At 67.5% G+C, this 23,334-nt stretch carries 25 protein-coding genes; 10 read left to right on the top strand and 15 right to left on the bottom strand.

From position 1 onward, the window contains the following. Positions 1–380: 380 nt before the first annotated feature. Genes RM96_RS16320 through RM96_RS16310 form a run of 3 tightly spaced genes read right to left on the bottom strand, consistent with a single transcriptional unit; the run spans position 381 to position 3,122 of the window. Positions 381–1,352, bottom strand: a complete 972-nt coding sequence (locus RM96_RS16320) for a Bug family tripartite tricarboxylate transporter substrate binding protein (RefSeq protein ID WP_039012029.1) — start codon at positions 1,350–1,352, stop codon at positions 381–383. 50 nt (positions 1,353–1,402) lie between these two features. Continuing rightward, a complete protein-coding gene (locus RM96_RS16315) occupies positions 1,403–1,747 on the bottom strand; it encodes an AtuA-related protein (RefSeq protein WP_039012028.1) in 345 nt (114 codons plus the stop codon). A gap of 13 nt (positions 1,748–1,760) precedes the next feature. Next, entirely contained in the window at positions 1,761–3,122 is a 1,362-nt protein-coding gene (locus RM96_RS16310) for an acyclic terpene utilization AtuA family protein (RefSeq protein WP_039012027.1), read from the bottom strand. A 151-nt stretch (positions 3,123–3,273) separates the two neighbouring features. Here RM96_RS16310 and RM96_RS16305 point away from each other — a divergent pair, with 151 nt between their 5' ends. Then, on the top strand, positions 3,274–4,197 hold the full coding sequence (locus RM96_RS16305) for a LysR family transcriptional regulator (protein ID WP_039012026.1): 924 nt from the start codon (positions 3,274–3,276) through the stop codon (positions 4,195–4,197). Between the two features lie 34 nt (positions 4,198–4,231). Here RM96_RS16305 and RM96_RS16300 read toward each other — a convergent pair whose 3' ends face one another. The 8 genes from RM96_RS16300 to RM96_RS16265 form a co-directional block, all read right to left on the bottom strand. After that, entirely contained in the window at positions 4,232–5,062 is an 831-nt protein-coding gene (locus tag RM96_RS16300) for an SDR family oxidoreductase (RefSeq protein WP_082016574.1), read from the bottom strand. A gap of 111 nt (positions 5,063–5,173) precedes the next feature. Next, positions 5,174–6,310, bottom strand: a complete 1,137-nt coding sequence (locus tag RM96_RS16295) for an ABC transporter substrate-binding protein (RefSeq protein WP_039012024.1) — start codon at positions 6,308–6,310, stop codon at positions 5,174–5,176. A gap of 247 nt (positions 6,311–6,557) precedes the next feature. Continuing rightward, complete coding sequence (locus tag RM96_RS16290; RefSeq protein ID WP_039012023.1) at positions 6,558–7,070, bottom strand: hypothetical protein; 513 nt, start codon at positions 7,068–7,070, stop codon at positions 6,558–6,560. A gap of 171 nt (positions 7,071–7,241) precedes the next feature. After that, on the bottom strand, positions 7,242–8,702 hold the full coding sequence (locus tag RM96_RS16285) for an acetate kinase (RefSeq protein ID WP_039012022.1): 1,461 nt from the start codon (positions 8,700–8,702) through the stop codon (positions 7,242–7,244). Between the two features lie 76 nt (positions 8,703–8,778). Beyond that, the gene (locus tag RM96_RS16280) at positions 8,779–9,972 is read right to left on the bottom strand and encodes a hypothetical protein (protein ID WP_039012021.1); all 1,194 of its coding nucleotides are present in this window, start codon (positions 9,970–9,972) and stop codon (positions 8,779–8,781) included. 10 nt (positions 9,973–9,982) lie between these two features. Beyond that, positions 9,983–10,675: a C39 family peptidase gene (locus RM96_RS16275; RefSeq protein ID WP_039012041.1), complete on the bottom strand. Its 693-nt coding sequence runs from the start codon at positions 10,673–10,675 to the stop codon at positions 9,983–9,985. A 5-nt stretch (positions 10,676–10,680) separates the two neighbouring features. Continuing rightward, a complete protein-coding gene (locus RM96_RS16270) occupies positions 10,681–11,115 on the bottom strand; it encodes a hypothetical protein (RefSeq protein WP_039012020.1) in 435 nt (144 codons plus the stop codon). 195 nt (positions 11,116–11,310) lie between these two features. Continuing rightward, positions 11,311–12,696, bottom strand: a complete 1,386-nt coding sequence (locus RM96_RS16265) for a hypothetical protein (RefSeq protein ID WP_039012018.1) — start codon at positions 12,694–12,696, stop codon at positions 11,311–11,313. Positions 12,697–13,368: 672 nt separating this feature from the next. Between RM96_RS16265 and RM96_RS16260 the strand changes: the two genes are divergently transcribed. From RM96_RS16260 to RM96_RS16245, 4 genes are all read left to right on the top strand, one after another. Beyond that, on the top strand, positions 13,369–14,151 hold the full coding sequence (locus RM96_RS16260; protein WP_039012017.1) for a GntR family transcriptional regulator: 783 nt from the start codon (positions 13,369–13,371) through the stop codon (positions 14,149–14,151). A gap of 75 nt (positions 14,152–14,226) precedes the next feature. Then, positions 14,227–15,276, top strand: a complete 1,050-nt coding sequence (locus RM96_RS16255) for a tripartite tricarboxylate transporter substrate binding protein (protein ID WP_039012015.1) — start codon at positions 14,227–14,229, stop codon at positions 15,274–15,276. Then, complete coding sequence (locus tag RM96_RS16250; protein ID WP_052279539.1) at positions 15,273–16,589, top strand: 3-isopropylmalate dehydratase large subunit; 1,317 nt, start codon at positions 15,273–15,275, stop codon at positions 16,587–16,589. The genes RM96_RS16255 and RM96_RS16250 overlap by 4 nt, the downstream gene beginning before the upstream one ends. A gap of 10 nt (positions 16,590–16,599) precedes the next feature. Continuing rightward, positions 16,600–17,124 (top strand): LeuD/DmdB family oxidoreductase small subunit, encoded by a 525-nt coding sequence (locus RM96_RS16245; protein ID WP_039012014.1) that lies wholly within the window; start codon positions 16,600–16,602, stop codon positions 17,122–17,124. 13 nt (positions 17,125–17,137) lie between these two features. Here RM96_RS16245 and RM96_RS16240 read toward each other — a convergent pair whose 3' ends face one another. After that, positions 17,138–17,836, bottom strand: coding sequence for a phosphoribosyltransferase (locus tag RM96_RS16240; RefSeq protein ID WP_039012013.1), 699 nt, complete (start codon positions 17,834–17,836; stop codon positions 17,138–17,140). Positions 17,837–18,100: 264 nt separating this feature from the next. On the opposite strand from RM96_RS16240, the gene RM96_RS16235 reads away from it, so the two are divergent. Further along, a complete protein-coding gene (locus tag RM96_RS16235; protein WP_039012012.1) occupies positions 18,101–18,280 on the top strand; it encodes a hypothetical protein in 180 nt (59 codons plus the stop codon). A 57-nt stretch (positions 18,281–18,337) separates the two neighbouring features. Here RM96_RS16235 and RM96_RS16230 read toward each other — a convergent pair whose 3' ends face one another. Then, a complete protein-coding gene (locus RM96_RS16230) occupies positions 18,338–19,207 on the bottom strand; it encodes a LysR family transcriptional regulator (protein WP_039012010.1) in 870 nt (289 codons plus the stop codon). 153 nt (positions 19,208–19,360) lie between these two features. On the opposite strand from RM96_RS16230, the gene RM96_RS16225 reads away from it, so the two are divergent. Both RM96_RS16225 and RM96_RS16220 read left to right on the top strand, forming a co-directional pair. Further along, positions 19,361–19,819: a nucleoside deaminase gene (locus RM96_RS16225; protein ID WP_082016573.1), complete on the top strand. Its 459-nt coding sequence runs from the start codon at positions 19,361–19,363 to the stop codon at positions 19,817–19,819. A 37-nt stretch (positions 19,820–19,856) separates the two neighbouring features. Beyond that, entirely contained in the window at positions 19,857–21,044 is a 1,188-nt protein-coding gene (locus tag RM96_RS16220) for a cyanate transporter (protein WP_082016575.1), read from the top strand. Here RM96_RS16220 and cynS read toward each other — a convergent pair. Both cynS and RM96_RS39365 read right to left on the bottom strand, forming a co-directional pair. Further along, positions 21,041–21,484 carry a cyanase gene (gene cynS, locus RM96_RS16215; protein ID WP_039012006.1) on the bottom strand — a complete coding sequence of 148 codons (444 nt, stop codon included), beginning with the start codon at positions 21,482–21,484 and terminating at the stop codon, positions 21,041–21,043. The two genes, RM96_RS16220 and cynS, sit on opposite strands and share 4 nt — an antisense overlap. Positions 21,485–21,562: 78 nt before the next feature. Continuing rightward, positions 21,563–21,700 carry a hypothetical protein gene (locus RM96_RS39365; RefSeq protein ID WP_193752465.1) on the bottom strand — a complete coding sequence of 46 codons (138 nt, stop codon included), beginning with the start codon at positions 21,698–21,700 and terminating at the stop codon, positions 21,563–21,565. Positions 21,701–22,202: 502 nt separating this feature from the next. Here RM96_RS39365 and RM96_RS40525 point away from each other — a divergent pair. Both RM96_RS40525 and RM96_RS16205 read left to right on the top strand, forming a co-directional pair. Beyond that, the gene (locus tag RM96_RS40525) at positions 22,203–22,328 is read left to right on the top strand and encodes a hypothetical protein (protein ID WP_039012004.1); all 126 of its coding nucleotides are present in this window, start codon (positions 22,203–22,205) and stop codon (positions 22,326–22,328) included. A 49-nt stretch (positions 22,329–22,377) separates the two neighbouring features. After that, positions 22,378–22,698 (top strand): YXWGXW repeat-containing protein, encoded by a 321-nt coding sequence (locus RM96_RS16205; RefSeq protein WP_039012002.1) that lies wholly within the window; start codon positions 22,378–22,380, stop codon positions 22,696–22,698. Positions 22,699–23,334: the final 636 nt, after the last annotated feature.

The following is a 23,334-nucleotide window of genomic DNA, read 5'->3' as shown; positions in this document are numbered from 1 at the left end:
GCATGTTCGTCTTACCTTGCAAACCGGGGCGCGTTCATATAAGTAGGTCGCCCTTCAGGGCGAAACCGGGCCGTCGACCTACGACAGCGCCAAACCGCAGCCACCGCCCTCAGGCACATCAGCAACAGCCCCACAAAAAAAACCGCATGAAAATGCGGCCCCACGATGGCAATCAACCAATACAAGCCTCGATACCAGACCAGCCTTCCAGGCTAGCCATGCAGGTGCGTGAGCTGCACCGCAAAGTGCACCCATCCCCGACGCCGCAAGGGCTGGCGGGTGGGATCGAGCCCAAAGCGTACCCGTTTCTGCGTGACAAAAAACGGGGCCGACTGGCCCCGTTTTTTGCTTTCCAGCCCAATGCCGGCCGTTGCGCCAGCTCACTCTGGCTGGATATTCGCCGCCTTGATGATGCGGCCCCACTTGCCGGATTCCTGCGACTGGAAGCGTGCCAGTTCGGCCGGCGTGCTGGTAAACACCTCGGTGCCCGTGGACTTGTAGAAGCTCGCCGCCGTATCGCTGCGGGCTGCCTTCACCAGCAGGCTGTTGAGCTTTGCCACCACCGGCTGCGGCGTGCCGGCGGGTGCGTAGGCCGCGAACCAGTAGCTCATCTCGTAGCCCTTGACGCCCGCCTCGTCGATGGTCGGCACGTCCGGCGCCAGCGGCGAACGGCTCTTGCCGGACACGCCCAGCGCGCGCAGCTTGCCGCTCTTGACCTGCGGCAGGCCGGTCGCGGTATCGGTGATCATCATCTGGATCTGGTTGCCGAGCAGGTCCGTGATGGCCAGTGGATTGCTCTTGTAGGGCACGTGCAGCAGTTCCACATGCGCCATCTGCTGGAACAGTTCACCGGCAATGCGCGACGACGAGCTGCCGCTGCCGAAGCTGAGCTTGCCCGGCTGCTTCTTCGCCAGTGCGATGAACTCCGCCACCGTCTTCGCGGGCACCTGCGGGTTCACCACCATAATCTGGCCGCCGCGCCCAAGCGCCGTGACCGGCGTGTAGTCCTTCACCGGGTCGTAGGGCAGCTTCTTGAACAGATGTTCGTTGGCGGCGTGCGTGGTGTTGGTGGTGATCAGGATGGTGTAGCCATCGGGCGCGGCCTTGGCAACATCGCTGGCAGCGATAAAGCCATTCGCGCCCGGCTTGTTGTCGACCACCACGGTGACCTTGCTGTCCACCGTCACCGCCTGGCCGACGGCGCGCGCAAGCTGGTCGGTGGCGCTGCCTGCGGCAAACGGCACCACGAAGCGGATCGGCTTGTCGGGAAACTCCGCCCACGCCTGGCCCGCGGGCAAGGCAAGGACGACGAGCGCGGCGGCAGCGGCCAGGGGCCTGAGAAGTCCGGACATCTGTGTCTCCTGTTGAAATCGTTGTAGGTCGTGGATCGGGGTAATCGGCGTCAGCCGCCGTGCGCCGCCAGCCGCGGCGGCAGCGGGATCTGCAGCTGCAGCAGCCGGAACGACAGCGCCTTGCCGTGCGCGTCGAGATTGAGCGCATCGTTGACGCCGCCATCGAGAACACCGTCGATCACGAAATTCATCGCGTGCAGCGACGGCACCAGGTAGCGCGTCACGGCCGACGGCTGGCGATGCCGGAACAGCTCCTGCACCGCGGCTTCGGTCACGTGCGTGACCAGGTGATCGTAATCGCGCGCATCGTAGGCGATGACGCTGATATTGGAGCGGTCGCCCTTGTCGCCGGTGCGGCCGTGGGCGAACTGGTAGAGCGCGGCGGTCGTGGTCATGTCGGGACTCCGTTCAGGCGATCAAAGCGTACCGCGGCGTCACGGCTTCGCGTGGCACCAGGCAGGACATGGCATTGAGCCGCGCGCGTTGTGCCGTCCGCACGCCACCGCCGCCGGCGGGGCCGCAGGTGTAGAGCGCGTTGACTTCGCGCAGCAGCGCCTGCGCCACGGCGCGGTCTTCGTGGGCGAGCGCCGCGCGCAGGCGAACATCCTGCGCGTCGGCTTCATGCGGCTGTGGCTGCGCGAGCATCGCGCCGCCATCGTCGGCCAGCACGCTCAGCACGCCGATCAGGTCGAAGCGGATGGGCACGTCATGGCCGAGCATCGCCATGCGCCGCCGCACGATATCGGCAGCCAGCCTTGCACGCGCGGCAGCATTGGGACCCGCGTAGGAAATCTCGCCCTCGGCCATCCACCCGCCCTCGTAGAAGAGGTTGGCCTTGAGCTGCTCCGGCCGCGCATGGCCGCGGATATTTCGCACCGCCACGCGATCCTTGCCGAGCTGCGTCACCGTGACCGCACTGATGTCGGCAACCACGTCGGGCGTCAGGTACGCGGCGGGGTCGTGCACTTCGTACAGCAGCTGTTCCTTGACCGTGCGCAGGTCGACGCAGCCGCCGGTATCGCTTGCCTTGAAAAGTTCGATGCCGCCGTCGGCATCGAGCTGTGCGATCGGGAAGCCCACCGCATGGACATCCGGCACGTCCTTCATGCCCGGATCGGCAAAGTAGCCGCCCGTGACCTGTGCCCCGCATTCGAGCAGATGCCCGGCCATGGTGGCGGCGGCAAGGCGGTCCCAGTCCTGCCACGACCAGCCGAAGTGCGCCATCGCCGGGCCCACCGCCAGCGCCGGATCGGCAACGCGTCCGCACACCACGACCTGCGCGCCGCCGGCCAGCGCGTCGGCGATGCCCTGTGCCCCGATGTAAGCGTTGGCGCAGACGAAACGCGCCTCGGGAAAATCCGGCCCGACAATGCCGCGCAGCAGCGCGCGGCCCGCGTCGTGCGACAGGTCATCGCCCTCCACCACCGCCACGCGCGGCGCTGCCAGGCCCAGTTCCGCCGCCAGCTGGCACACGCGCCGCGCCGCGGCACGCGGATTGGCCGCGCCGAAATTGCCAATGATGGGAATGCCGTGGCGCAGGCAGAGCGCCAGCACCGGCGAGAGCAGGGCATCGAGCAGCGGCTCGTAGCCGTGCTCAGGGTCACTGCGCCGTGCCAGTTGCGCCAGCGCCAGCGTGCGCTCGGCCAGGGTCTCGAAGATCAGCGCGGCGGGTCCGCCGGCCGCAATCAGGGTGCGGACCACCGGCAAGGCGGCATCGGTGCGGTCGCCGGAGAAACCGGCGCCGGAGCCGATCAGCAGGGGAGCAGTCATGGTCGGAGGCAGGCCTGGATCGAGATTGCGGGAATCGGTTGCCGGACCATGATCTTGTCCGGTGAATGCATTCTAGGTCCGGATCAGCCAGCCAAAAAATGGATTATTTGGATTAATCTAGCGATTAACCAGATGAATCGGCATTTGCCTCATGAACCTTTCGGTCAAGCACCTGCGTGCCTTTGTTGCGCTGGCCACGTATCGCAACTTCACGCGTGCGGCGCGTGCCTGCCATCTGTCGCAGTCGGCCTTCAGCGCGCTGGTCCGGACGCTGGAGGAACAGGCGGGCAGCCGCCTGTTCGAGCGCACCACCCGGCACGTAGAGCTGAGCGCTGACGGGCTGCGCTTCGAGGAAACGGCGCGGCGTTTGCTCGGCGATTTCGAAGCCGCCTTCGAAGACCTGCGCGACCACGCCGAGCGCCGCAAGGGGCGCGTCTCGATCGCGGCGCTGCCGTCGCTGGCGGGCGGCGACCTGCCGCCGCTGATGGCTGCGTTCCGGCAGCGCTATCCGGGCATCGCACTCGAGCTGTTCGACCAGCTGGCCGATGGCTGCATCGAGCTGGTCCGGCGCGGGCGCGCCGATTTCGCCCTGGCTCCGGCTCCGGCGCAGGACACCGACCTGCGCGTGGAGCCGCTGGTGCACGACACCTTCCACCTGGTGTGCCCGGCCGACCATCCGCTCGCGCGCAAGCGGCGCGTCCAGCCGCAGGCGCTGGCCGGCTTGCCGTTCATCCAGCTGTCGCGGACCAGCAGCGTGCGCCAGCACCTGGATGCGGCGCTGCATCCGCTGCGCCTGAACAGCGTGATGGAGGTGGAGCACCTGGCCACGGTGGCGGCGCTGGTGGAAGCGGGGCTGGGCATCAGTGCCGTGCCATCGCTGGCGCTGTTCCAGTTCCGCCGCGAGGGACTGGCCATCCGGCCGCTGCAGATGCCATCGCTGGTGCGGGACATCTGCCTGGTGCGGCTGAAAGACCGGAGCGATTCAGCGGCCGCCGCCGCCATGATCGATTGCCTGCGCGAGCACTATGGAAGCGGCAGGCCCGCGGGCTCCGGCAAGGGCCGGAGTCGGGGCTGAGGGGTACGCAGAATTGAGTACGCTTTACGGTTGACTAGAAATGTCCGAGGTATCCGCCATCCACCGCCAGCACCTGTCCGGTGATGTATGACGCGGCCGGCGAGGCAAGGAACACTGCGGCACCAGCCACCTCGTCCGGCTGTCCCCAGCGTCCCAGCGAGGTACGCTGGCGCAGCCATTCGGCGACGCTCTCGTCTTCCACCATCGGCTGGTTGGGCTCGGTGGCGAAGTAACCGGGGGCGATCGCGTTGACGGTCAGCCCGTAGCGGCCGAGGTCGGCGGCCATGGCGCGCGTGAGTGCATCCAGCCCGCCCTTGGTCGCGGGATACAGCACGTCGCCGGCACGTGCCACCTGTCCGGCGATCGACGTGACGTTGACGATGCGGCCGTACTGGCCGCGGCGCATCAGCTGCGCGGCGTGCCGGCAGAGCGCGTACGGTGCCACGAGATTGGTCTCGAGCATCGCGCGCAGGTCGCCGGCGTCCAGCTTTGCCATGGTGCTGCGGTTGCGGGCGCCGGCGTTGTTGACGAGGATGTCGAGGCGGCCGTGCCGGGCTTCGATGCGCTCGAAGGCTGACGCCACGGCGGCTTCGTCGGTCACGTCGAGCACCAGCGCCTCTGCGCTGCCGCCGCGCGCGGCAAGCATCGCCACGGCGTCCGCGACGCGTTGTTCGCTGCGCGCCGCGATCAGCACGTGCGCGCCGGCATCGGCAAGGCCCGCCGCGATGGCAAGGCCCAGGCCCTGGGCACCGCCGGTCACCAGCGCAACGCGTCCGTGCAGCGAGAACGGCGTGCGAGGCGCGCTTGTTGCGCTGTCCGCAGCGGCGGCGTCAGGCGTGGAAGAGGGAGTGGTGGAAGTAGCCATGCGGGCCACTATACCGCAGCCTTTTGGGCTGTGCGCGCCGGGCCGGCCTGGTCGTGTATATCATGCACAGCGCACTTGCCGGAGGCACAGCGGCCTCCGGTATCCCGGGCGTCAGCGGATCAGCTTGCCGGTCGACGAGACGATCGACATCTCCACGAACGACGAGCCGGTATGGCGCTGCGGGCCATAGCTGATCAGGATGCCGCCGAGGTCGTAGTCGCGCATGGCTTCGAGCGCATTGATCAGGCGCTCGCGGGTCAGGTCGGAGCCGGCGCGGCGCAGCCCTTCGACCAGCACCTTGGCTGACATGAAGCCTTCCATGCCCGCGTTGGTAGGCTCGATGCCCTGCTGCCTGGCCATGCTGCGATACTCCGAGGCCAGCGTCATCTGGCTGGAGTTCGTGCCCGGCACCACCTGCGTGATGATCAGCCCGCGCGCGTCTTCGCCAAGCTCCTTGATGAAGGAGTCGGCGGCGTTGTTCGACAGCGTGACGAACTGCGCCTCGCTGCCTGCCTTGCGCAGCTCCCTGATGATGCGCGCCGCTTCCGAGCCGGAGCCGATCACCAGCACCGCCTGCGGTTTGGCCTTGCTGACCGATGCCACGCCCTGGCTGATATCGCCCATCGGGCGGACAAAGTTCGCACTGGCCGCGGGCTGCGTGCCGCGCGCCTGCAGCGCAGTGCTGAACCCTTCGAACACGTCCTGCCCGAACCCGTCGCTGGCGTAGAAGATCGCGATCCGGCTCATGCCGGAGGTGGACAGGTGATTGATGGCGCGGGCCACCTCGTCCTGGTACTTGGCGCGTACGTTGAACACGTAGCGGTTGACCGGGCGATGCAGCGTGATCGCTCCGGTCAGCGGGGCGACGAGCGGCACCTTCTCGGCGGCGATGATGGGCAGGATGCTCTCGTTCTGCGGCGTGCCGCGCACCATGAAGAGCGCAAACACCTTGTCGTCCTGGATCAGCTTGCGCACATTGTCCGGCGTGCGTTTGGCGTCGAAGCCGTCGTCGTAGGTCACCAGCTCGATGCGGCGCCCGCCTACGCCGCCGTTGGCATTGACCGTCTTCAGGTAAACCTGCGCGCCGGCGATCTGCTCCTTCACCGAGCCGGCGACAGGACCCGTGACGCCCGCCGATTGCCCGATGCGAATCGATGTTCTGGTTACCCCGGGTTCCGCGCCTGCGGTTGGCGCGACCCATCCCAGCGCGGCGGCCAGCATGCCGCCAGCAATCCATGTTGCCTTCATCTCCTGCCCCCTCCGCCCGTTCGGCGTGATGTTCTTGAATTCGTTCTATGCGCCGCGCATGCATAGCTGCGCAACGATCTGCAAGTTACATCAACCCCACCAGCGGGGCAAACGGCAAGAAGGGGAGCTGTTGCTGCGGCATCACACCGGAACCGGTTGCCGGCTCCGATGTGGCGCAGCGATGCGCGGGGGAACGCGCATCAGGGCGCGCCACGCGGGCGCGCTGGGGAAAAAGACGCAGGATCGGTCAGGGGAATGCAGGCACGGCCGGGTCGAGACCCGCAAAGCTGGCTTCGGGATGCGCGGTCTGCAGCAGCATTTCGACTTCCTCGACACGGCTGCGCGGCACGTCCACCATCAGCAGGATCTTGCCCGCCTCGATATCCTTTTCGAACGCGCGTAGCCGGCTGTTGGGTGCCGAACTGCCGATCATGCTCGAGGCCCATGCGCCGAACACCGCGCCAAGCACCGCCAGCACGCCCACGAGGCCCCACTGCGGCGTATCGCTCACGATCGGGAACATGGCTACCACCACGCCGGCCACGACGCCAACGCCGCCACCCACCATCAGCCCCATCTCCGCGGCATGCACGATGTCCGAGGTCTGGAACAAGTTGGCTTCATGCAGGCCGGTCATGTCGGCCCCGTCGCGCGCCACGAAATGGATGTGACTGTTCTCGACGCGGGCGAGCAACAGGTCGTCCATGGTGCGGCGGGCACTCGGCAGGTCGGGCAACAACCAGAAGATGCGTTTGCGCATGTCTCTCTCCTCGTTATCAAGGCCGCCCCGATGGTGTGGGTGTTCCGTCTGCGGGACGGGGTTATTTCTTTGTACGCCGTTCATGCGCCAAGCGCAAGGCGCCTCACGAATGAGCCGGCAGTTGTGGCGCACGCGTGCGCGGCGCGCGTCACGTCCCGCCCCCGATACGCCTCAGAAAGTGATCGGCAGGCGCACATTCACCTGCAGGTCGGGGGTGTCGCGCGTCAGGCCGGCGCCCACCGAGAGGTTCAGCGTATAGCGGTTGTTGAAGCGGTATGAATACCCCACCAGCAAGGTGCCCTGTGTCACGCGCACCGACCCCGGCACGGTCTGGCCGTTCTGCTTGGTCGGCCAGATGATGGCCTGGTCATAGCCGATACTGAACGATGCATGCTCGTTGAGCGACAGGCCCATGCCGAAGCTGAACTCGAAGATGTCTCCGGGCGCGATCTTGCCGAGGAATTCCTTGTCGCCGTTCAGCACGGTGCGGCTGACATTGTCGCGCGCAAAGTTGTGCAGGTAGCTGAAGGTGCCGAAGAACACCGCCGGGTCGGTCGGCAGCAGCCAGGTGATGCCCGGCTGGATGGCCTGGAAGCCGGTGCCGGTGGGCAGCCCGAGCGGCAGGCCGGTGCCGGTGGTATTGCCCACGCAGCGCGTCACGCAATCGGTGACGACTTCAAACGGGTCTTTGCCGGTAGCGGACTTGTAGCGAAGCCAGCCGATGAAGTACGGGATCTTCTCGCTGCCATAGTTGATCTGGTAGCGCAGCGTCGCCTCGACGTCCCCGAGCCCCTTGCCGCTGGAGTTGAAGACATTGTCGACAGCGGTACCGGTGAACACCTCGCGGCTGATGGTGGAACCGGACGTCTGCACGTAGGGCACCTTGGCCTCGATCTCCAGCCGCTTGGTGATGCCGTAGCGCATCGCAATGGATTCGATATAGGTCGAGGTCTTGACCTCGCGCACATCGATCAGGCCGATCAGGATGGCGGGAATGATCGAGTAGCCGACCAGCGCCACGCGGTTGTTCGATGAATAGCCGTACTGGAAGCCCGGTTCCACGACAAACTTGCCGGCCGCCGTCAGCACGCCGGGCTGGTCGGTAATCGGTGCGATCTCGGGCGGGCGGGTATCGCGCTCCGGTGGCCTGCCTACCGGCTCTTCCGCTGCGCCTGCAATCGCCTGCGGCTGCGCCGACTCACCTTGCTGCGGCTGCCCCTGCACCTGCTGAGGCTGCGCACCGGCCTGTTGCTCGCTGCCGGGCTCTGGTGTGATGACGAGGTTGTTGGGGACGCTCTGGGTGGCGTTGGCCCCGGCTGCCGCGGCCGCTGCCGTGGCATTGGTGGCATTGTCGCCGGGTGTGATACCCGGCCCGGCACCACCGCGCTTCCTCGCCAGGACGTCGGGACCGATCACGCTGCGCAACTCGCGGATCACGGCTTCCTGCTCCGCCAGCGCGCGCTTCATCGCCTCCAGCTGGGTCGCCTGTTCGGCCAGTTCTTTTTGCAGCGATTCCAGTCCCGCGGCGGGTGGCCCCGCTTCTGGCGGGGTCTGGGCTTGCGCCAGGCCTCCAAGTAACAGCAACGTCGAGCATCCGGCGTTGCGGATGCCCTGCATCGACCGCTTCTTCATGACGTCTTCCTCCCCCGGGACGGCAGACTGGATTTGCAGGAGTCGGCTCCTGCCCTGCGTTTTGCCTTCGCTACGACTACCTCATGCTTGCGGCCCGCAACAGCGCGTTGTTGAGCGCTGCGCTTGCCACCTGGTTCCGGAATGCCTGCAGTGTATTCACGCTTGCGTCGATTGTCATCAGGCTCCGGATGCTCTGGTTGTTCAGGGTGTTCTGGATCACCGTTGCCGGCGCTCCCGCCATCGAGCCCACGGCCGCAGCATTGCCCGGGCCGTTCTGGATCACGGTCATCACCCCGTTGGTCACCACCTGGCCGGCAGGCGTCCCGATGACCACCATCGACGAGCCGGCCGCGCCGGTACTGCTGGCTGAAGCCCCGTTCGCCGCAGCCGTGCCGGCGCTGCCGGGAGCACCCGCGCCGCCGCTGGCCGACGCCGACGCGCCTGCGCTGCTCGCGCTGCCGCCGTTGCCCAGCTGGATGCCGGCCGTGGCCGGGCTGCCCGCGAGCGATGCGTTCACGGAGTTCTGCGTCGCGCTGATGATCGACGGTCCCAGCGCGGCAGCCAGCTTCGTTGCCTGGTCGGTGGTGATGCGGCTGACATCGGGGATGTTAATGCTGGTTGCAACCACCAGTGCCCCGTTGATATACACCGCGCGTTCGATACCGAACGAAACCTGCAGCCCGCCGACATCGAAGCCACCGCGCATGTCGTCCAGGCGTTCCTGTCCGACCGGTTTCCAGCCGGTCATGCTGCTGCGCGCAGCCGTGAGCGTGTTGTGTTTCTGGTGCCTTTGCGCCTTGCTGCCTGACGCATCCTGCGCTGGCTGCGCGGGCATGTCCAACGCGTTGAGCGCTTCGCGCAATAGCGGCTCGCGGGCCTGCGATGCCGGCACGGGTACGGCCGCCGCTTCGAGCGCTGCGGGCGCTTCGGGCAATGGCAGCTCGCCGGCCTGCGCTGACTGCGCGGGCATGGCCGCTGCTTCGGGCGTTGCGGGCGCTTCGGCCAATGGCAACTCGCTGGCCTGCGCCGGCTGTGCGGGCACGGCCGCCGCTTCGGGCGCTGCGGGCGCCTCGGGCAATGACAGCTCGCTGGCCTGCGCCGACTGTGCGGGCATGGCCGCCGCTTCGAGCGGTGCGGGCGCTTCAGGCAATGGCTGCTCGCCGGCCTGCGCCGCGCCGGCACAGGCCATGCCCGCGCCCAGCAGCATTGCCGCCGTCGCCGATCCGCCGTAGCGGCTGGCAGCCGGATTTGTCGCGGATGTCTGGAGCATGATGTGTTCCTCAGAAATCGCTACCGCCGTGCGAAGGCATGACGGTGAAGAACAGGCTATCCCGGTTGACTCCCATCCAGTAAGGGCCGCTTGGCGCCACGCGCCAGTCGGCGGCAAGATTGAACCGTGCTTTCTCTGTACGGTTGTGGATCACGAACAACAGCTGGCTTTCCCAGATCTGCTCGAAATGCTCGCGCGAAATAGCGCGCGTGCCGCGTGCCGGATCGCCGATCAGCACGCGGTCGCCCTTGACCCCCTTGACCACCACGAAATGGTGGTAGCCGTTCTCGACGACCAGAACGATCGCCGGAACCTGGGTTTCCTCCAGCTTGGACAGGGGCAGTTCATAGCCGTCGGCCAGAAAGCCGCGCGACTCCAGGAAGCGCTTCATATCTAGCAAGGAGAAGCCTTCCTGGCGTATCTTGGCCTGGTCGCCATTGACATACATATTGGCAAAGACCAGCTGCTCGCTGACGGGATCGCCGTACTGGTAGGTCAGCAGCGTCGCCACCGCGGCCGAGCCGCAACTGAAGTCGTACTGCTGGCGGATCGTGGTCTTGAAGCGTGCTTCGCGCAGGCTGGTGACCGGTACGCTGTAGTACTCGCCGACTGGCCCATAGATGATGGCCCGGTCCGCCAGGGCCGGTTGCATGCCGACCATGGTCAGGACATATGCCAGTACCCCCAGCTGTCTTCGCAGCATCTTCATCATTTGAACTGGACGTTGACGATGGTCGCGTTCTGGATCAGCACGTTGTTGCCGGAGTTCTGGATCGCGGTCGGTATGCCCGCGGCATTGGCAAATGCGCCCTCCGTCACGACGTTGCTGCCGGTCAGCGTATTGACCGCGGCGTTGTCGGCGACGGTGCCGTGCAAGCGCATGTCATTGACCACCAGCTCGGCCCCGCCGCGCACGCCATCGAGCTTTTCGCTCGAGACCGCGACTGCAGTCGTGCCAAAAGGATTGCTCGCTGCCTGCGTCACGCCGCCTGCCTTTGCCTCAGGCTGTGCAACGGGGCCAGCCACGGTGACCGGCGTCACTGCAGCAGCATTCTCCATCGCAGGAGCCGCCTGGGCCTGCACGAATGGCCAGGTCAGAAATGCTGCCGCCAGTGCTGTGGCAGCAGTGCGAATCGGTTGCATGATGCGTCTCCTCACGCCCGCCGCGCCCGGCCCCATCCGGCCGGCCGCTGCGGAACCTACAGGCTGCTATGCCAGGCAGGCCCCCCGGCGCGAACCGCACGCCGGGAAACCCCATCCTGTCGGCTTGAAGCCATGCACCGGCACCGTCCGGCCCGCCCGCTTGCGCGGGGCAGGCCAGCCGACGCCGCTCACGCCTCAGTGTCCGACGCTCAGGTTTGCCTGCACATTGACGCTTTGCTGCACCAGCGATGCGGCGCCAAGGTTCTGATTGGCAACCATGATGCCCGCTGCCGTCTGACCAACGCTGGTCATGACATTGGACATGGCGAACGAGCCGGCATTGACCGTGTTGGTGCCGCCAGCACCGCCGGCACCACCGACCGCACCATTGCCAACGCCGCCGGTACCGCCAACAGCACCCACCGCACCGTTGCCGGCCGTGGCGCTACCGTTGGACGCCGAGCCAGTGGCGCTGCCGTTGGTGGCCGCACCACCTGCTCCACCCGCGCCGCCAACGCTGCCTTGCGCGCCGCCCGCGCCGCCGGTGCTGGTGGATGCACCAGCCGTCGCCGTGGCTGCACCGCCGCTGCCCGCGCCGCCTGCGCCGCCGGTGCCGCTGCCAGCGCCGCCGGTCGCGGTCGCGGTGCCTGCACCGCCAGCTCCGCCGGCGCCACCGCCGGCGCTACCTGCACCACCCGATGCCGTCGTCGCGCCGCCGGAGCCTGCACCACCTGCTCCGGTCGTTGCCGAACCATTGGCGCTGGTGCCATTGCCCGCGCTGCCGCTGGCATGCGTGTCGCCGCCTAGGCCGACGCTGGCGCCAAGCGCGCCGCCGCCAGTACCTGAGCCCGAACCGCCATAGCCGCCGCGGCCGCCCGCGCCGAGGCTGGCAGCGCTACCGCCGCTGCCGGTGCCATAGCCACCCCTGCCGCCGGCACCAAGGCTGGCGCTGAGCGCGCCGCCGCCACGCGACGTTGCGCCTCCGCCAGCACCACCCGTGCCGCTCGCAGCACCGCCTGCCGCGCCGTTGCCGGCGTGCGCGCCGTCGTTGGTCACAGCGCCATTGGTAGCGCTGCCGTTGGTAGCGCTGCCGCCGTTACCACCGTTACCACCGTTACCGCCATTGCCGCCATAGCCGTTGCCGCCCGTTCCGCCTGACGCACCATTGGCGTTACCCCAGTTTCCGGCTCTGTTACCGATCGCCGCGATCGAATTGCCGGAAACCGTCCCGCTCAGCCTGCTGATCGCCAATGCCTTGTTCGTGTTGAACGAGTTGGAAAAGTTGGCGGTTGCCGTACCGCCATTGGCGGCGGCCGCATTGCCATAACCACTCAAATCCTGGTCGGTCTTGACCTTCGTTGATGTCCTGGTGCTGGTGCTGGTCCTGGTGTTGCCATTCGCCTGAGTAGCCCACGAATTTTCATTCGCTGAGGGGCCGGCGCCAGACTGAGTCGAGGTCGCGGTCGCGGTTTGCGTATTGGTCGTGCCCGTTTTCTCGTTGTTGTTTGTCGGGTTTGCCATGGCCTGACTACCAAAGCCAAAGGCCAGCGCAATCGCCGACGCAAGTAGTGTCTTGTTCATACGAAGCTCCCAGGAGAAGTACACGGCGGCTCAGCCTCCGGCCGGCGCTCAACCGGAACGACGGCTGGAGGTTCAGGTCTGGCACCCTGCCAAACCAGCCTCTCCTTGCGCATAATCGGTGCCAGCTTCGCCACCCGCAGTGGCAATCCCTTGTATTACAAGGCCCGCCAAGCCGTCACACGGGAACTTCTGGCACCCCTCGGCACTCTGGCGCGTCGATGTTGCTGTGCATCGCAGACGACATGTCACACCGCTGTGACACAGAGACCGGCCTGCCCTCGCGAGGGGTTTACCGCCGGAAGGAAAAACCCTTATTTTTCAGTTTGTTAATGCAATAGTCGGGGATTGCACGATGCGCCTGGGTGCGTATCGGCATTGAAACACCGCAGGCAGCGGTGCACTCGCCGCCTCTCATGCAAAGCCCCTTCAGGCGCGAGGACGCCTGCTTCAGGGCGCATGCCGCGGGCCCCGGCCACGGCGGCGTTAAGAAGACATTGCCCCGATGCGGGAGCGCGCGATTGTCGCGCCGCACGGGCCGAGATGCATCCTTGCAACAGCTGCCGCCGCGCCTAGTCCCGAAACCGCCACAACCGGTCACTTTGCTAGGCGTCATGTCTGATTTAAAGTACATTAGAGGCATTACAGACTTGTCATCTCTCCACAAGGGAAACCATGAGTGAAGCCGTCGTTCCCCTGTATCACCAGATTTACGTCGTCTTGCGCCAGCAGATCGTCGAGGGCCGCTTCGGACAGGGCCCCTTGCCGGGCGAGATTGACCTGGCCAAGCAGTTCCATGCCTCGCGCGTGACCATGCGCCGCGTGTTCGACCGCCTGGTGCAGGAAGGCCTGGTGCGCCGGCATCGCGGGCTGGGAACCTTTGTCAATCCGCACCCGGTCAGGCCGGCGGTCAGTGAAGAACGCGGCGCCAGCAGCCTGCTCGACAACATCATCGACATGGGCCAGAAGACGTCGGTGAAGGTGATCTCGATCGACGAAGTCCACGCGACCCCCGACGTGGCCGAAGCGCTCAACCTGAATCCGGGCGATCCGGTGGTGAAGATCGTGCGCGTGCGCCACTACCGCAACCGCCCGCTCTCGCACATCACGGTCTACCTGCCCGCCGAGCTTGGCCGCCCGATCACGCGCAAGGCGCTGGAAGAGACGCCAGTGCTCAGGCTGCTTGAAGCCAACGGCGTGCAGCTGGGCCGCGCCAGCCAGATCCTGTCGGCGCGGCTGGCCGACGTCGTGGTCGCGCCGCTGCTCGATGTGCCCGTTGGCGGCGCGCTGCTTGCGGTGCGGCGCGTGGTGCAGGACAAGTCGGGCCGTCCCGTGCAGTTCCTGCTCGGCCAGTACCGGCCCGACCGCTACGAGTACCGCATGGAACTGTCGCCCGCGGGGGGCGACAGCGCCAATGTCTGGGTCGAGAATGAAACGCGGCCCGGCCTGCGCGACTGAACGGCAGGCGGCGGAGCAATCCGGCCCGATCCGGGCGATACTGCGTACTCCTAATCACTTCTAGGAGCCGTCGTCATGCCAGTGTTCCGCCTGGGCAAGTCCTGCCAGACAGATTCGCCAAGCCAGAAGCGGCGCGCCGCCGCGGTTGCTTCAGCCGTGCGGCTGACCGGCATCGCAGTCAGCGCTGCGTTGCTGGCCGTGCTGGCGCCGCAGCAGGCTGCACGCGCGGAGATCGCCGGCGGCAAGCCGATCCGCATCCTGGTCGGTGCCCCGGCCGGCGGCACCACGGACACGCTGGCGCGCACCCTCGCCCAGGAAATGTCACAGCAGCTGGACCAGCCGGTGGTGGTCGAAAACCGCCCCGGCGCGGGTGGCAACATTGCCGCCGACCTGGTCGCCAAGAGCGCGCCCGATGGCAGCACACTGCTGATGAGCTTCACCAGCCATACCATCAACGCCACGCTGTACAAGAAGCTGCCGTTCGACCCGGTGCAGGACTTCACGCCGATCACGCTGGTGGCCACGGTGCCCAGCGTGCTGGTCGCCACGCCGAAGCTGCCGGCCAACAACGTTCCCGAGCTGATCCGCCTGGCCCGCTCCGAGCCGGGCAAGCTCAATTTCGCGATCGGCTCGGTCGGGTCGTCGCTGCATATGGCCGGCGACATGTTCAAGATGATGACCGGCACCTACATCGTCAACATCCCATACAAGGGCACCGCGCCGGCGATCACCGACGTGCTCGCGGGCCAGTGCGACCTGATGTTCGCGAGCACGCTCAACGTGCTGCCGCATGTCAGGGCCGGCAAGCTCAAGGTGCTGGGCGTGACCAGCCCCGCGCCGCTGCCACAGTTCCCCGGCGCGGCACCCATCGGCGCGACGGTGAAGGGCTTTGAGTCCAGCGCATGGTTCGGGCTGTTCGGACCCGCGGACCTGCCGCCCGAGGTAACCCAGGCCATCTACCAGGCCGCGCACAAGGGGCTCGAGTCGCCCGCCGTCCGCAAGCGGCTGGAGTCCGACGGAGCGCAGCCGCTCGGCACCTCGCCCGAGGCATTTGCCAGGTTCGTGCGCCAGGACGTGAAGCGATGGGCCGCGGTGGTCAGGTATTCGGGAGCCACTCCGGAATGACCACGCCGATCGCCGACGCCTTGCCGCCCGGGCCGCCGCCTGCCACGCTGGCCCAGAAGCTGGTCGCCCGCGCCGCGGGGCTCGCCTATTGCGAGCCGGGTTCGCTGGTGGAGTGCCGCGTCGACCTGGCGATGTCGCACGATTCCAGCGGCCCGCGCCGGGTGGCACCGTTGCTGCAGGAGCTGGGCGCGAAGGTCTGGGATCCGTCGCGCTACGTGGTGGTGACCGACCACTTCGTGCCGGCGGCGGATGCCGAGTCTGAGTCAATCATCCGTTTTACGCGCGACTGGGCCCGCCAGGCGGGCACGCACCTGATTGAAGGCGAAGGCATCTGCCATGTCGTGCTGCCCGAGCGCGGCCACGTGCTGCCGGGCCGCTTTATTGTCGGCGGCGACAGCCACAGCCCCACCGGTGGGGCATTCGGCGCCTATATGTTCGCCGTCGGCGCCACCGAGATGGCTGGCGTGCTGGCGACCGGCGAGATCTGGCTGCGCGTGCCGCAGACCATCCGCCTGCAATGGGATGGTGCGCTGGCGCCGGGCGTGTGCGCCAAGGACATGGTGCTGTTCCTCTGCGCCCGGCTGGGCCTTGGCGGGGGCCGCTACGAGGCGCTCGAGTACGCCGGCGCGGCAGTCAGCGCGCTGCCCATGCAGGAGCGCATGACCCTGTCCAACATGAGCGCTGAACTGGGCGCCCAGACCGGCCTGATCGCCCCGGATGCCGTCACCATGGACTGGCTGGCCGCCACTGGCGTGCCTGCCGAAACCCTGGAGGCGATCGAGCTGGCCCGCTGGCGCACGGATGCCAACGCGCCGCTGCTGGCCACGCATCGTTTCGATGCCGGCGCGCTGCCGCCGCAGGTGGCGGCGCCGCATTCGCCCGCCAACAGCGCGCCAGTGGAACAGGCCGCCGGCGAACCCGTGCATATCGCCTATCTGGGGGCCTGCACCGGCGCCAAGCTGGAAGACCTGCGCATGGCCGCCAGCGTCCTGCGCGGGCGGCGGGTTGCCGCCGGGGTATCGCTGCAGGTCGCCCCCGCCTCGCTGCGCGACCAGCAGCAGGCCGCGCGCGAAGGCACGCTCGCCATCCTGGCCGATGCCGGCGCCGAACTGCTGCCCAACGCGTGCGGCGCCTGTGCCGGCTATGGCGCGGCGCGCTTCCCGGCCGACAGCCGCGTCATTGCCTCGACCGCGCGCAATTTCTCCGGGCGCATGGGCGATGCCGGCAGCGCGGTGTGGCTGGCCTCGCCGCTCACTGTCGCCGCCAGCGCCGTCACCGGCCACATCACCGACCCCCGCACGCTTCTGTCCTGAACACCCCTGCATGACACCCGCCCCCGGTTTCCCCCCCGCGCCGACCGGCCGCATCTGGCGCTTCGGCGACAACGTCGACACCGATGCGATGGCCCCGGCCGTGCATATGAAAGCCAGCCTGGACGTGCTGGCAAGCCATTGCCTGGCGGCGCTGCGCCCCGAGTTTCCGGCGTCCGTGCGTGCTGGCGATGTGCTGGTGGCGGGAGAGAACTTCGGCATCGGCTCTTCGCGCGAGCAGGCCCCGCAGGCGCTGCGCCACCTGGGCCTGCAGGCGGTGATCGCGCCGTCGTTCGCCGGGCTGTTCTATCGCAATGCCATCAATGTCGGCCTGCCAGTGCTGGTCTGCCCCGACACCTCGCGGCTGGCCGACGGACTGCGCGTGCGGCTGAACCTGGACAAGGCACTGCTGCAGCTGGCCGATGGCTGCAGCGTCCCCTGCGAACCGATTCCGGATTTCCTGCTTGCGATCCTGGCTGCGGGCGGACTGGTGCCGCACCTGAAGGCCAGGCTGGATAAGGCTCGGACGAAGGCCTGAGCTCGGCGCCTGCTCACCTCACCTGCCACGATGCCGCTTCGCGCAGCAGTGCCAGCGCCTCGTCGTCGCTGGTCTGCGTGAAATCGAGGTAGAAGGCACCCACCGCGCCGAAGCTGGGCGGCGTGTTCAGGCAGATCACCTGGTCGGCAGCCGGCTGCAGGCTGGCCAGGCCATCCTGCGCCCCCACCGGCACGGCGGCCACCACTTGCGCGGCGCCGGCCATGCGCACGCCTTCCAGCGCAGCACGCATGGTGGCACCGGTGGCCACGCCGTCATCCACCACGATCACCGTGCGCCCGGCCATTGCCGGCACCGGCTTGCCGCCGCGATAGCGTTGCTGGCGCCGCGTGATCTCGTTGAGCTGGCGCCCGCGCTCGGCATCGAAGCTGCCGCTCTCGACGGCGCGCTGCGCCCACGGGTCGTCGTTGACGACGGTATGCGGACCTTTGCCGCCGGCATCGCCCTCGACCACGGCGCCGAGCGCCAGCTCGGGATAGCCCGCCGCGCCGATCTTGCGCACCAGCAGCACATCGAGCCGGGCATTCAGCGCGCGCGCCACTTCAAATGCCACCGGCACACCGCCGCGAGGCAGGGCCAGCACCAGCGCCGGCGCTACGTCATCGCGCGGCTTGCCGAAGTCCAGTTCGGCCAGCCGCCTGCCAAGGTAGATGCCGGCCTCGCGGCGATCTGCAAAGCACGGTGGCACAGTCATGGCGTACTCCTGCGTTGCCAAGCGTTCCTGAGCCACTATAGACCCTGCCCCGGCCAGCAACAGCAGTTTGCCGATCGCCCGCCAGCGTGCGGAATGTGACGCCTGGCATAACGATTGGACGCAATTCAGAAACAGTGTGTTCTGCGCCGGATGGCTGACCGGAACGGCATCCGCGGTTAGGATCATTTGCAGGCGGAAATTCCGCTGATTCACGTTTCGACGGCGCCGGCACCCATGGCGCCCGGCACTACAAGTGAGCCTGACATGACTTCGCAGCACATCACCCGTCCCGACAGCCGCCTCGACAACCACGGCCTGACCCAGGAGGCCTCCGACCTCGACATCCCCTTCGGTTCGCTGGACGCCGCCGCCATGGCGGAATTGCCGTACACGTTCCGCCAGACCGGTACCTGCACCCGCTACTACAACGAGTTCTTCGGCTGACCGGCCCGCGCCCGCGATCACCCTGAACCCGCCCTGAGTCAATCCTGAAGCGGCCGCTTACGGCCCGTGCATGGCCTGGCCGCACAGCGCCACCAGGCGGCCCATCATGTCGCGCGCCGCGGCGGAAGGGTCGGGCTGGGCATGCAGGGTCAGCTCCACGTCCGGCACGTCGGACAGCCACGCTTCGCCGTCGAGGATCCGGTGGGCGGCGGTGGCGAGCCGTCGCGGCAGCAGGCTGATCCCCAGCCCGTCCGCCACGGCCGAGCGGATGCTGGCCAGGCTCGCACTGACAAAGCCGATGCGCCAGCGCCGCCCGCTGGCGTCCAGCGCGTGGGTCATCTCGCCGCGGTAAAGCCCACCGCTGGGGAACACCACCAGCGGCACGGGATCGCGTGCCGCGGCGGGACGCTCGCGGCTGTCGATCCAGCACAGCGGCTCGGGCCAGCAGGCTACGCCGGCTGCATGCCCGACGCGCTGCTTGACCAGCGCGAGATCCAGCTCGCGGTCCTGGAAGCGCTGCCATAACTCGTGGCTCAGGCCACTTGTCACCTCCAGCCGCACGCCCGGCCAGGTATCGGCAAACCCGGCCAGCATCGGCGTCAGCGTCTGCGCCGCAAAATCCTCCGGCACCCCCAGCCGGATTTCTCCCTGCCCGGCGCTTTGCCGGACCTGCTCCACCGCCTCGGCCATCAGCTGCTGCAGCCGCCGCGCATAGCCGAGCAGGCGCTCGCCCTCTGGCGTGGTGGTGACGTAGCGCCCGCCGCGGTCGAGCAGCTCGCAGCCGAGCTGCTCCTCCAGCCGGCGCACCTGCTGGCTGACGGTTGACTGGGTCAGGTGCACCCGCTCGGCGGCACGGGTGAAGCTGCCGCTCTCCGCCACGGCGACAAAGCTTTGCATCAGTACGGGGTCCAGGCGGGCGTCATGCATGGTGAGGCATCCATTCGATTTTCCACTGCAGATGATTTCATCATTTAATTTCCCAATCATCAAACCCGAGCGTAGATTGATGCCTTCGCATCTGGCGATCCGGGCTCCCAATTGTGATTCCCGCGCGAGCATGCACTCACTTTCAATAATCCCATGACGACCCATCAACAGTTCATGCAAGAGGCCGTACGCCTGGCCGAGGCCAATCTGCGCCGCGGCGGCCGGCCGTTCGGCGCCGTGCTGGCGATCGGCGGCGAGGCGGTTGTCACCGGCGTCAACGACATCGTCCACAGCCACGACCCGACCACGCACGCCGAGATGGAAGCCCTGCGCGCCGCCAGCCGCAAGCTGGGCCGCCCGGACCTGCCCGGCGCGGTGGCCTACGCCAGCGGCCATCCCTGCCCGATGTGCCTGGCCGCGCTGACCATGGCGGGCGTCGAGGCGGTCTACTACGCCTTCGACAACGCGGATGCCGCGCCGTACGGCCTGTCCAGTGAGGCGGCCTACCAGGCCCTGCGTCTTTCGCTGACGCCCCCGCCGCTGCCGCTGACGCGGGTGCCGGTGGATATCTCCGCCGCGCAGCTGTACGGGCCGCGCAAGTCCGGTGTCTGAGCGGGCACTTGCCGCCACGGCGGCACCGCGCTGGCAGATGCTGGCTGCCGTGGTGGTGATCGGGCTGAACCTGCGGCCCTTCCTGACCGCCGTGGGCCCGCTGGCCCCCGCCATCCGCGCGGGTACCGGGCTGGACTACCAGGGCATGGCGTGGCTGACGCTGCTGCCGATGCTGCTGATGGGGGTCGGCGCGTTTGTCGCGCCGGCCATCCGCCAGCGCCTGGGCGCGCGCCGCGCCATCATCGGCGCGCTGGTGCTGCTGGGAGCGGGATCCGCGCTGCGGCTGGGGGTGGCGGACGGCCCGCTGCTGATTGCCACCGCCGCGCTGTGCGGGCTGGGCGTGGCCGTGGTGCAGGCGGCGTATCCCGGCATCATCAAGCAGGAATTCCCGAGCCGCGTGGCGCCGGTCATGGGCCTCTACTCGGCCGCATTGATGGGCGGCGGCGCACTGGGTGCGCAGCTGACGCCCTTCGTGGCCAGCATGGCCGGCAACTGGCGTGACGGCCTGGCGCTGTGGGCTTTGCCGGCCTGGGCCGCCCTGGTGCTGGCATGGCGCACGCTGCCGCGCGCCTCAGGTGCCCGGCAAGCGGCCAACCGTGCCGCCTCGGGCTCTACGCTGCGTCTGCTGCGCCGGCCCCGCACCTGGCTCCTGATGGGCTGCTTCGGCGTGATGAACGGCGGCTATGCCTCGCTGGTGGCCTGGCTCGCGCCCTTCTATCAGAGCCACGGCTGGAGCGCCGGGAAGAGCGGCAGCCTGGTCGCGCTGATGGCAATTGCCCAGGCCGCTGCCGCACTCGCACTGCCTGCGCTGGCGGCGCGCAAGCGCGACCGGCGGGCCTGGATGGCACTCGCGCTTGTGCTGCAAGCCATCGGCTTTGCCGGCCTGGCGGTATGGCCCAACCTCGCGCCGCACGCCTGGGCGATGATCGGCGGCGCGGGCCTTGGCGGGTGCTTTGCCTTGTATCTGGTGGTGGCGCTCGATCACCTGCCTGATCCTGACAGCGCCGGCGCGCTGGGGGCGCTGATGCAGGGCGGCGGCTTCCTGCTGGCATCGCTCGCCCCCTGGATCACCGCTGTCCTGCATGACCGCAGCGGCAACTTCCTGGCCGGCTGGTGGTATCACTTCGCTTGCGTGGCGCTGGTGTTTGCGCTCACTACGCGACTTGATCCGGCGCGCTACGGTGCGTCGATGGCAGGCCCCCTTTCAGCGCCAGCCGGGGCCTAGTAAGTCTTGTAGGGCAGGAACTTGCCCGACATCTCGATGCGCACCCGGTCGCCGTTCGGATCGGGCTCGCGCTGCAGGTCCATGCGGAAGTCGATGGCGCTCATGATGCCGTCGCCGAACTCTTCGTGGATCAGGGCCTTGAAGGTGGTCCCGTAGACGCTGATGAGCTCGTAGAAGCGGTAGATCAGCGGATCGGTCGGCACCTGCGTGGGCAGCGAGCCCTTGTATGGCACGGTGCGCAGCCAGGGCTCGGCTTCCGCCGGCAGGCCGAAGATCTCCATCACGGCGCGCGCGCCGGCCTCGTCGAATACCATCTGGCCCAGGCACGCGGCCGTCGTCCATTCCTTGCTCTTGCCTACGCGTTCGGCTACCTGGGCCCAGGTGATGCCGCGCCTGACCTTGGCTTCGATGATGAGGTCGGTCACGTCGCTGCGGTTCATGGTCTCTCCGTCAGGGTGGATGTCGTTGATGTCGCCGGACTGGGGGAGAGACACGCACGCGACGTGAAGCGGGGCGCGTCATCGCAGCATGGCCTGTTCGATGACGGCGGCGCCGTCGCTTGCCTCGACCGCCACCGGCAGCGCGAACAGCGCGCCGGCGGCGGGCGTCAACCCCTGCAGCATCTGCAGGGCCAGCACGATGAGCATGACCGGCATGGCGCCTCCTTCAAGCACACGTGGTGAATTTCCCAAACTCCGCAGGACATTGTGCAAGCTTCGTGCCATCGGCCATCTCCCTGGCATGGGCCGATCGCGCCTTCTCGCGCGCCCGGACGCACTGCTCCGGGGAGCGGCGCGCGCCACGTTGAGGCGTGGCGCACCGCCAAAGCGTACCCAATTCTGCGTGCGATTTCACGCTGCCCGGACAAGCCGATTCCGCATCCAGGATGCCGGTCCGGGCAGCAAACCTTTGCGATATTTATTTCCGATGTAACGTCACATTACGCTGGCAAGGGATCACCGGCAAGATCGGGCGGACCTTGCGCGCGTCCCTGAATCCCTTGTGCCGGAAGGCCTGGCGGGCTGCCGCAAGAATTCGCCGGCAGCCACTGCCGGTTCACGCACGATGTGAGACGGCCTTACAAGTGCAAGCACGCAGCGCCGGCACGCGTCGCTACATTGAAGCCATGTTCAACGCGAACCGATCCGGAGCCACAACATGAAACGCGCCCTCTCCCTGGTGGTACTGCTGTCAACCACGGCGGCCCTGCTTTCCGCCTGCATCGTGGTGCCGCCGCGCGGTGGCCCGCCGCCGCGCTACCACTACTACCACGACCGCTATTGATGCGACGCGCGCCGCGCCGCCCGCCCTGACTGATACCAGGAGAATCCAGATGAAACGCCAACTACTGCTCGCCGCTGCCGTCCTCGCCGCCGGCGCCTCGTTCGGCCTGATCGCCCCCGCCGACGCGTACCCCGCCCCGCCCCCGGGATACGCCTATGGCCACCCGCCCCCGCCGCCGCGCTATGAGCCGCGCCCGGCAGCTCGTCCAGGCCAGGCATGGGTGCCGGGCCACTGGGTTGCCCGAGGCGGCCGCTATGACTGGCGCGGTGGCTACTGGCAGGCGCAGCGCCCCGGTTACCGCTATATGCCTGATCGCTGGGTCCAGGGGCCGCACGGCTGGGTGATGCGCCCGGGCTACTGGGCACGCTGACAAACCGAAGCCCTACCATGCGGGCTTGCCACGTCCCGACGCCGGGTTGGTGGCAAGCCTCCGGCAGTAGTGCGGCCCACTGCTCCCGGCCTCATCCCGACGAGCGAATCGTCACCCATCCTTAAGCACTAGTCCATGCGCCCGACCCGTTGTAAATTCCTCCCGGGTATTTCGCAACAGGTGCTGAAATAAGAGTTTCATAATTGCAGCAGGCTGGCCGTAGATATATTACGGGGTCCACCCAAAAGGGTTATCTCGGGTACGTTAATGGCCACTGGATAATGGATTCGGTTACAGCAATGCAACGCTTTCAAAAGCGTTGTCTCAATGTTGAAACACCCGCCATCCCGCGCCGGCATGGCGTTTGCGGAACATAAGGAGGCCCTGCCGTGGCCTTTTATGGCGGATTATGAAACCGCCTTCATTCCCACCTCGTCCCGTTCCAAATCGGGAGGGTTGCGTTCCATTCAACCAGCCCATAAGATGAATTTAAGCCGATTCAGGAGCGAGATTTTCGGGTTCGGGGTTCGGGTCAATCTTCCAGTTGCGCCGACAAGTTCCATCCACAACGGAACAGGCGGGACATGGAAGCACGGGGGGTATGGCTGTCCAGCCAGGCACGAGTAGTGCCCGCTG

This window comes from Cupriavidus sp. IDO (assembly GCF_000812465.1).
GTDB lineage: Bacteria > Pseudomonadota > Gammaproteobacteria > Burkholderiales > Burkholderiaceae > Cupriavidus.
Note: the sequence above shows the minus strand (reverse complement) of the source record. Positions and strands in the feature narration are given on the sequence as shown.

Coding starts and splice junctions, on each gene's coding strand:
- RM96_RS16320 (WP_039012029.1), bottom strand. CDS start 1,352: ATGTCCGGACTTCTCAGGCCCCTGGCCGCTGCCGCCGCGCTCGTCGTC.
- RM96_RS16315 (WP_039012028.1), bottom strand. CDS start 1,747: ATGACCACGACCGCCGCGCTCTACCAGTTCGCCCACGGCCGCACCGGC.
- RM96_RS16310 (WP_039012027.1), bottom strand. CDS start 3,122: ATGACTGCTCCCCTGCTGATCGGCTCCGGCGCCGGTTTCTCCGGCGAC.
- RM96_RS16305 (WP_039012026.1), top strand. CDS start 3,274: ATGAACCTTTCGGTCAAGCACCTGCGTGCCTTTGTTGCGCTGGCCACG.
- RM96_RS16300 (WP_082016574.1), bottom strand. CDS start 5,062: ATGGCTACTTCCACCACTCCCTCTTCCACGCCTGACGCCGCCGCTGCG.
- RM96_RS16295 (WP_039012024.1), bottom strand. CDS start 6,310: ATGAAGGCAACATGGATTGCTGGCGGCATGCTGGCCGCCGCGCTGGGA.
- RM96_RS16290 (WP_039012023.1), bottom strand. CDS start 7,070: ATGCGCAAACGCATCTTCTGGTTGTTGCCCGACCTGCCGAGTGCCCGC.
- RM96_RS16285 (WP_039012022.1), bottom strand. CDS start 8,702: ATGAAGAAGCGGTCGATGCAGGGCATCCGCAACGCCGGATGCTCGACG.
- RM96_RS16280 (WP_039012021.1), bottom strand. CDS start 9,972: ATGCTCCAGACATCCGCGACAAATCCGGCTGCCAGCCGCTACGGCGGA.
- RM96_RS16275 (WP_039012041.1), bottom strand. CDS start 10,675: ATGCTGCGAAGACAGCTGGGGGTACTGGCATATGTCCTGACCATGGTC.
- RM96_RS16270 (WP_039012020.1), bottom strand. CDS start 11,115: ATGCAACCGATTCGCACTGCTGCCACAGCACTGGCGGCAGCATTTCTG.
- RM96_RS16265 (WP_039012018.1), bottom strand. CDS start 12,696: ATGAACAAGACACTACTTGCGTCGGCGATTGCGCTGGCCTTTGGCTTT.
- RM96_RS16260 (WP_039012017.1), top strand. CDS start 13,369: ATGAGTGAAGCCGTCGTTCCCCTGTATCACCAGATTTACGTCGTCTTG.
- RM96_RS16255 (WP_039012015.1), top strand. CDS start 14,227: ATGCCAGTGTTCCGCCTGGGCAAGTCCTGCCAGACAGATTCGCCAAGC.
- RM96_RS16250 (WP_052279539.1), top strand. CDS start 15,273: ATGACCACGCCGATCGCCGACGCCTTGCCGCCCGGGCCGCCGCCTGCC.
- RM96_RS16245 (WP_039012014.1), top strand. CDS start 16,600: ATGACACCCGCCCCCGGTTTCCCCCCCGCGCCGACCGGCCGCATCTGG.
- RM96_RS16240 (WP_039012013.1), bottom strand. CDS start 17,836: ATGACTGTGCCACCGTGCTTTGCAGATCGCCGCGAGGCCGGCATCTAC.
- RM96_RS16235 (WP_039012012.1), top strand. CDS start 18,101: ATGACTTCGCAGCACATCACCCGTCCCGACAGCCGCCTCGACAACCAC.
- RM96_RS16230 (WP_039012010.1), bottom strand. CDS start 19,207: ATGCATGACGCCCGCCTGGACCCCGTACTGATGCAAAGCTTTGTCGCC.
- RM96_RS16225 (WP_082016573.1), top strand. CDS start 19,361: ATGACGACCCATCAACAGTTCATGCAAGAGGCCGTACGCCTGGCCGAG.
- RM96_RS16220 (WP_082016575.1), top strand. CDS start 19,857: ATGCTGGCTGCCGTGGTGGTGATCGGGCTGAACCTGCGGCCCTTCCTG.
- cynS (WP_039012006.1), bottom strand. CDS start 21,484: ATGAACCGCAGCGACGTGACCGACCTCATCATCGAAGCCAAGGTCAGG.
- RM96_RS39365 (WP_193752465.1), bottom strand. CDS start 21,700: ATGCCGGTCATGCTCATCGTGCTGGCCCTGCAGATGCTGCAGGGGTTG.
- RM96_RS40525 (WP_039012004.1), top strand. CDS start 22,203: ATGAAACGCGCCCTCTCCCTGGTGGTACTGCTGTCAACCACGGCGGCC.
- RM96_RS16205 (WP_039012002.1), top strand. CDS start 22,378: ATGAAACGCCAACTACTGCTCGCCGCTGCCGTCCTCGCCGCCGGCGCC.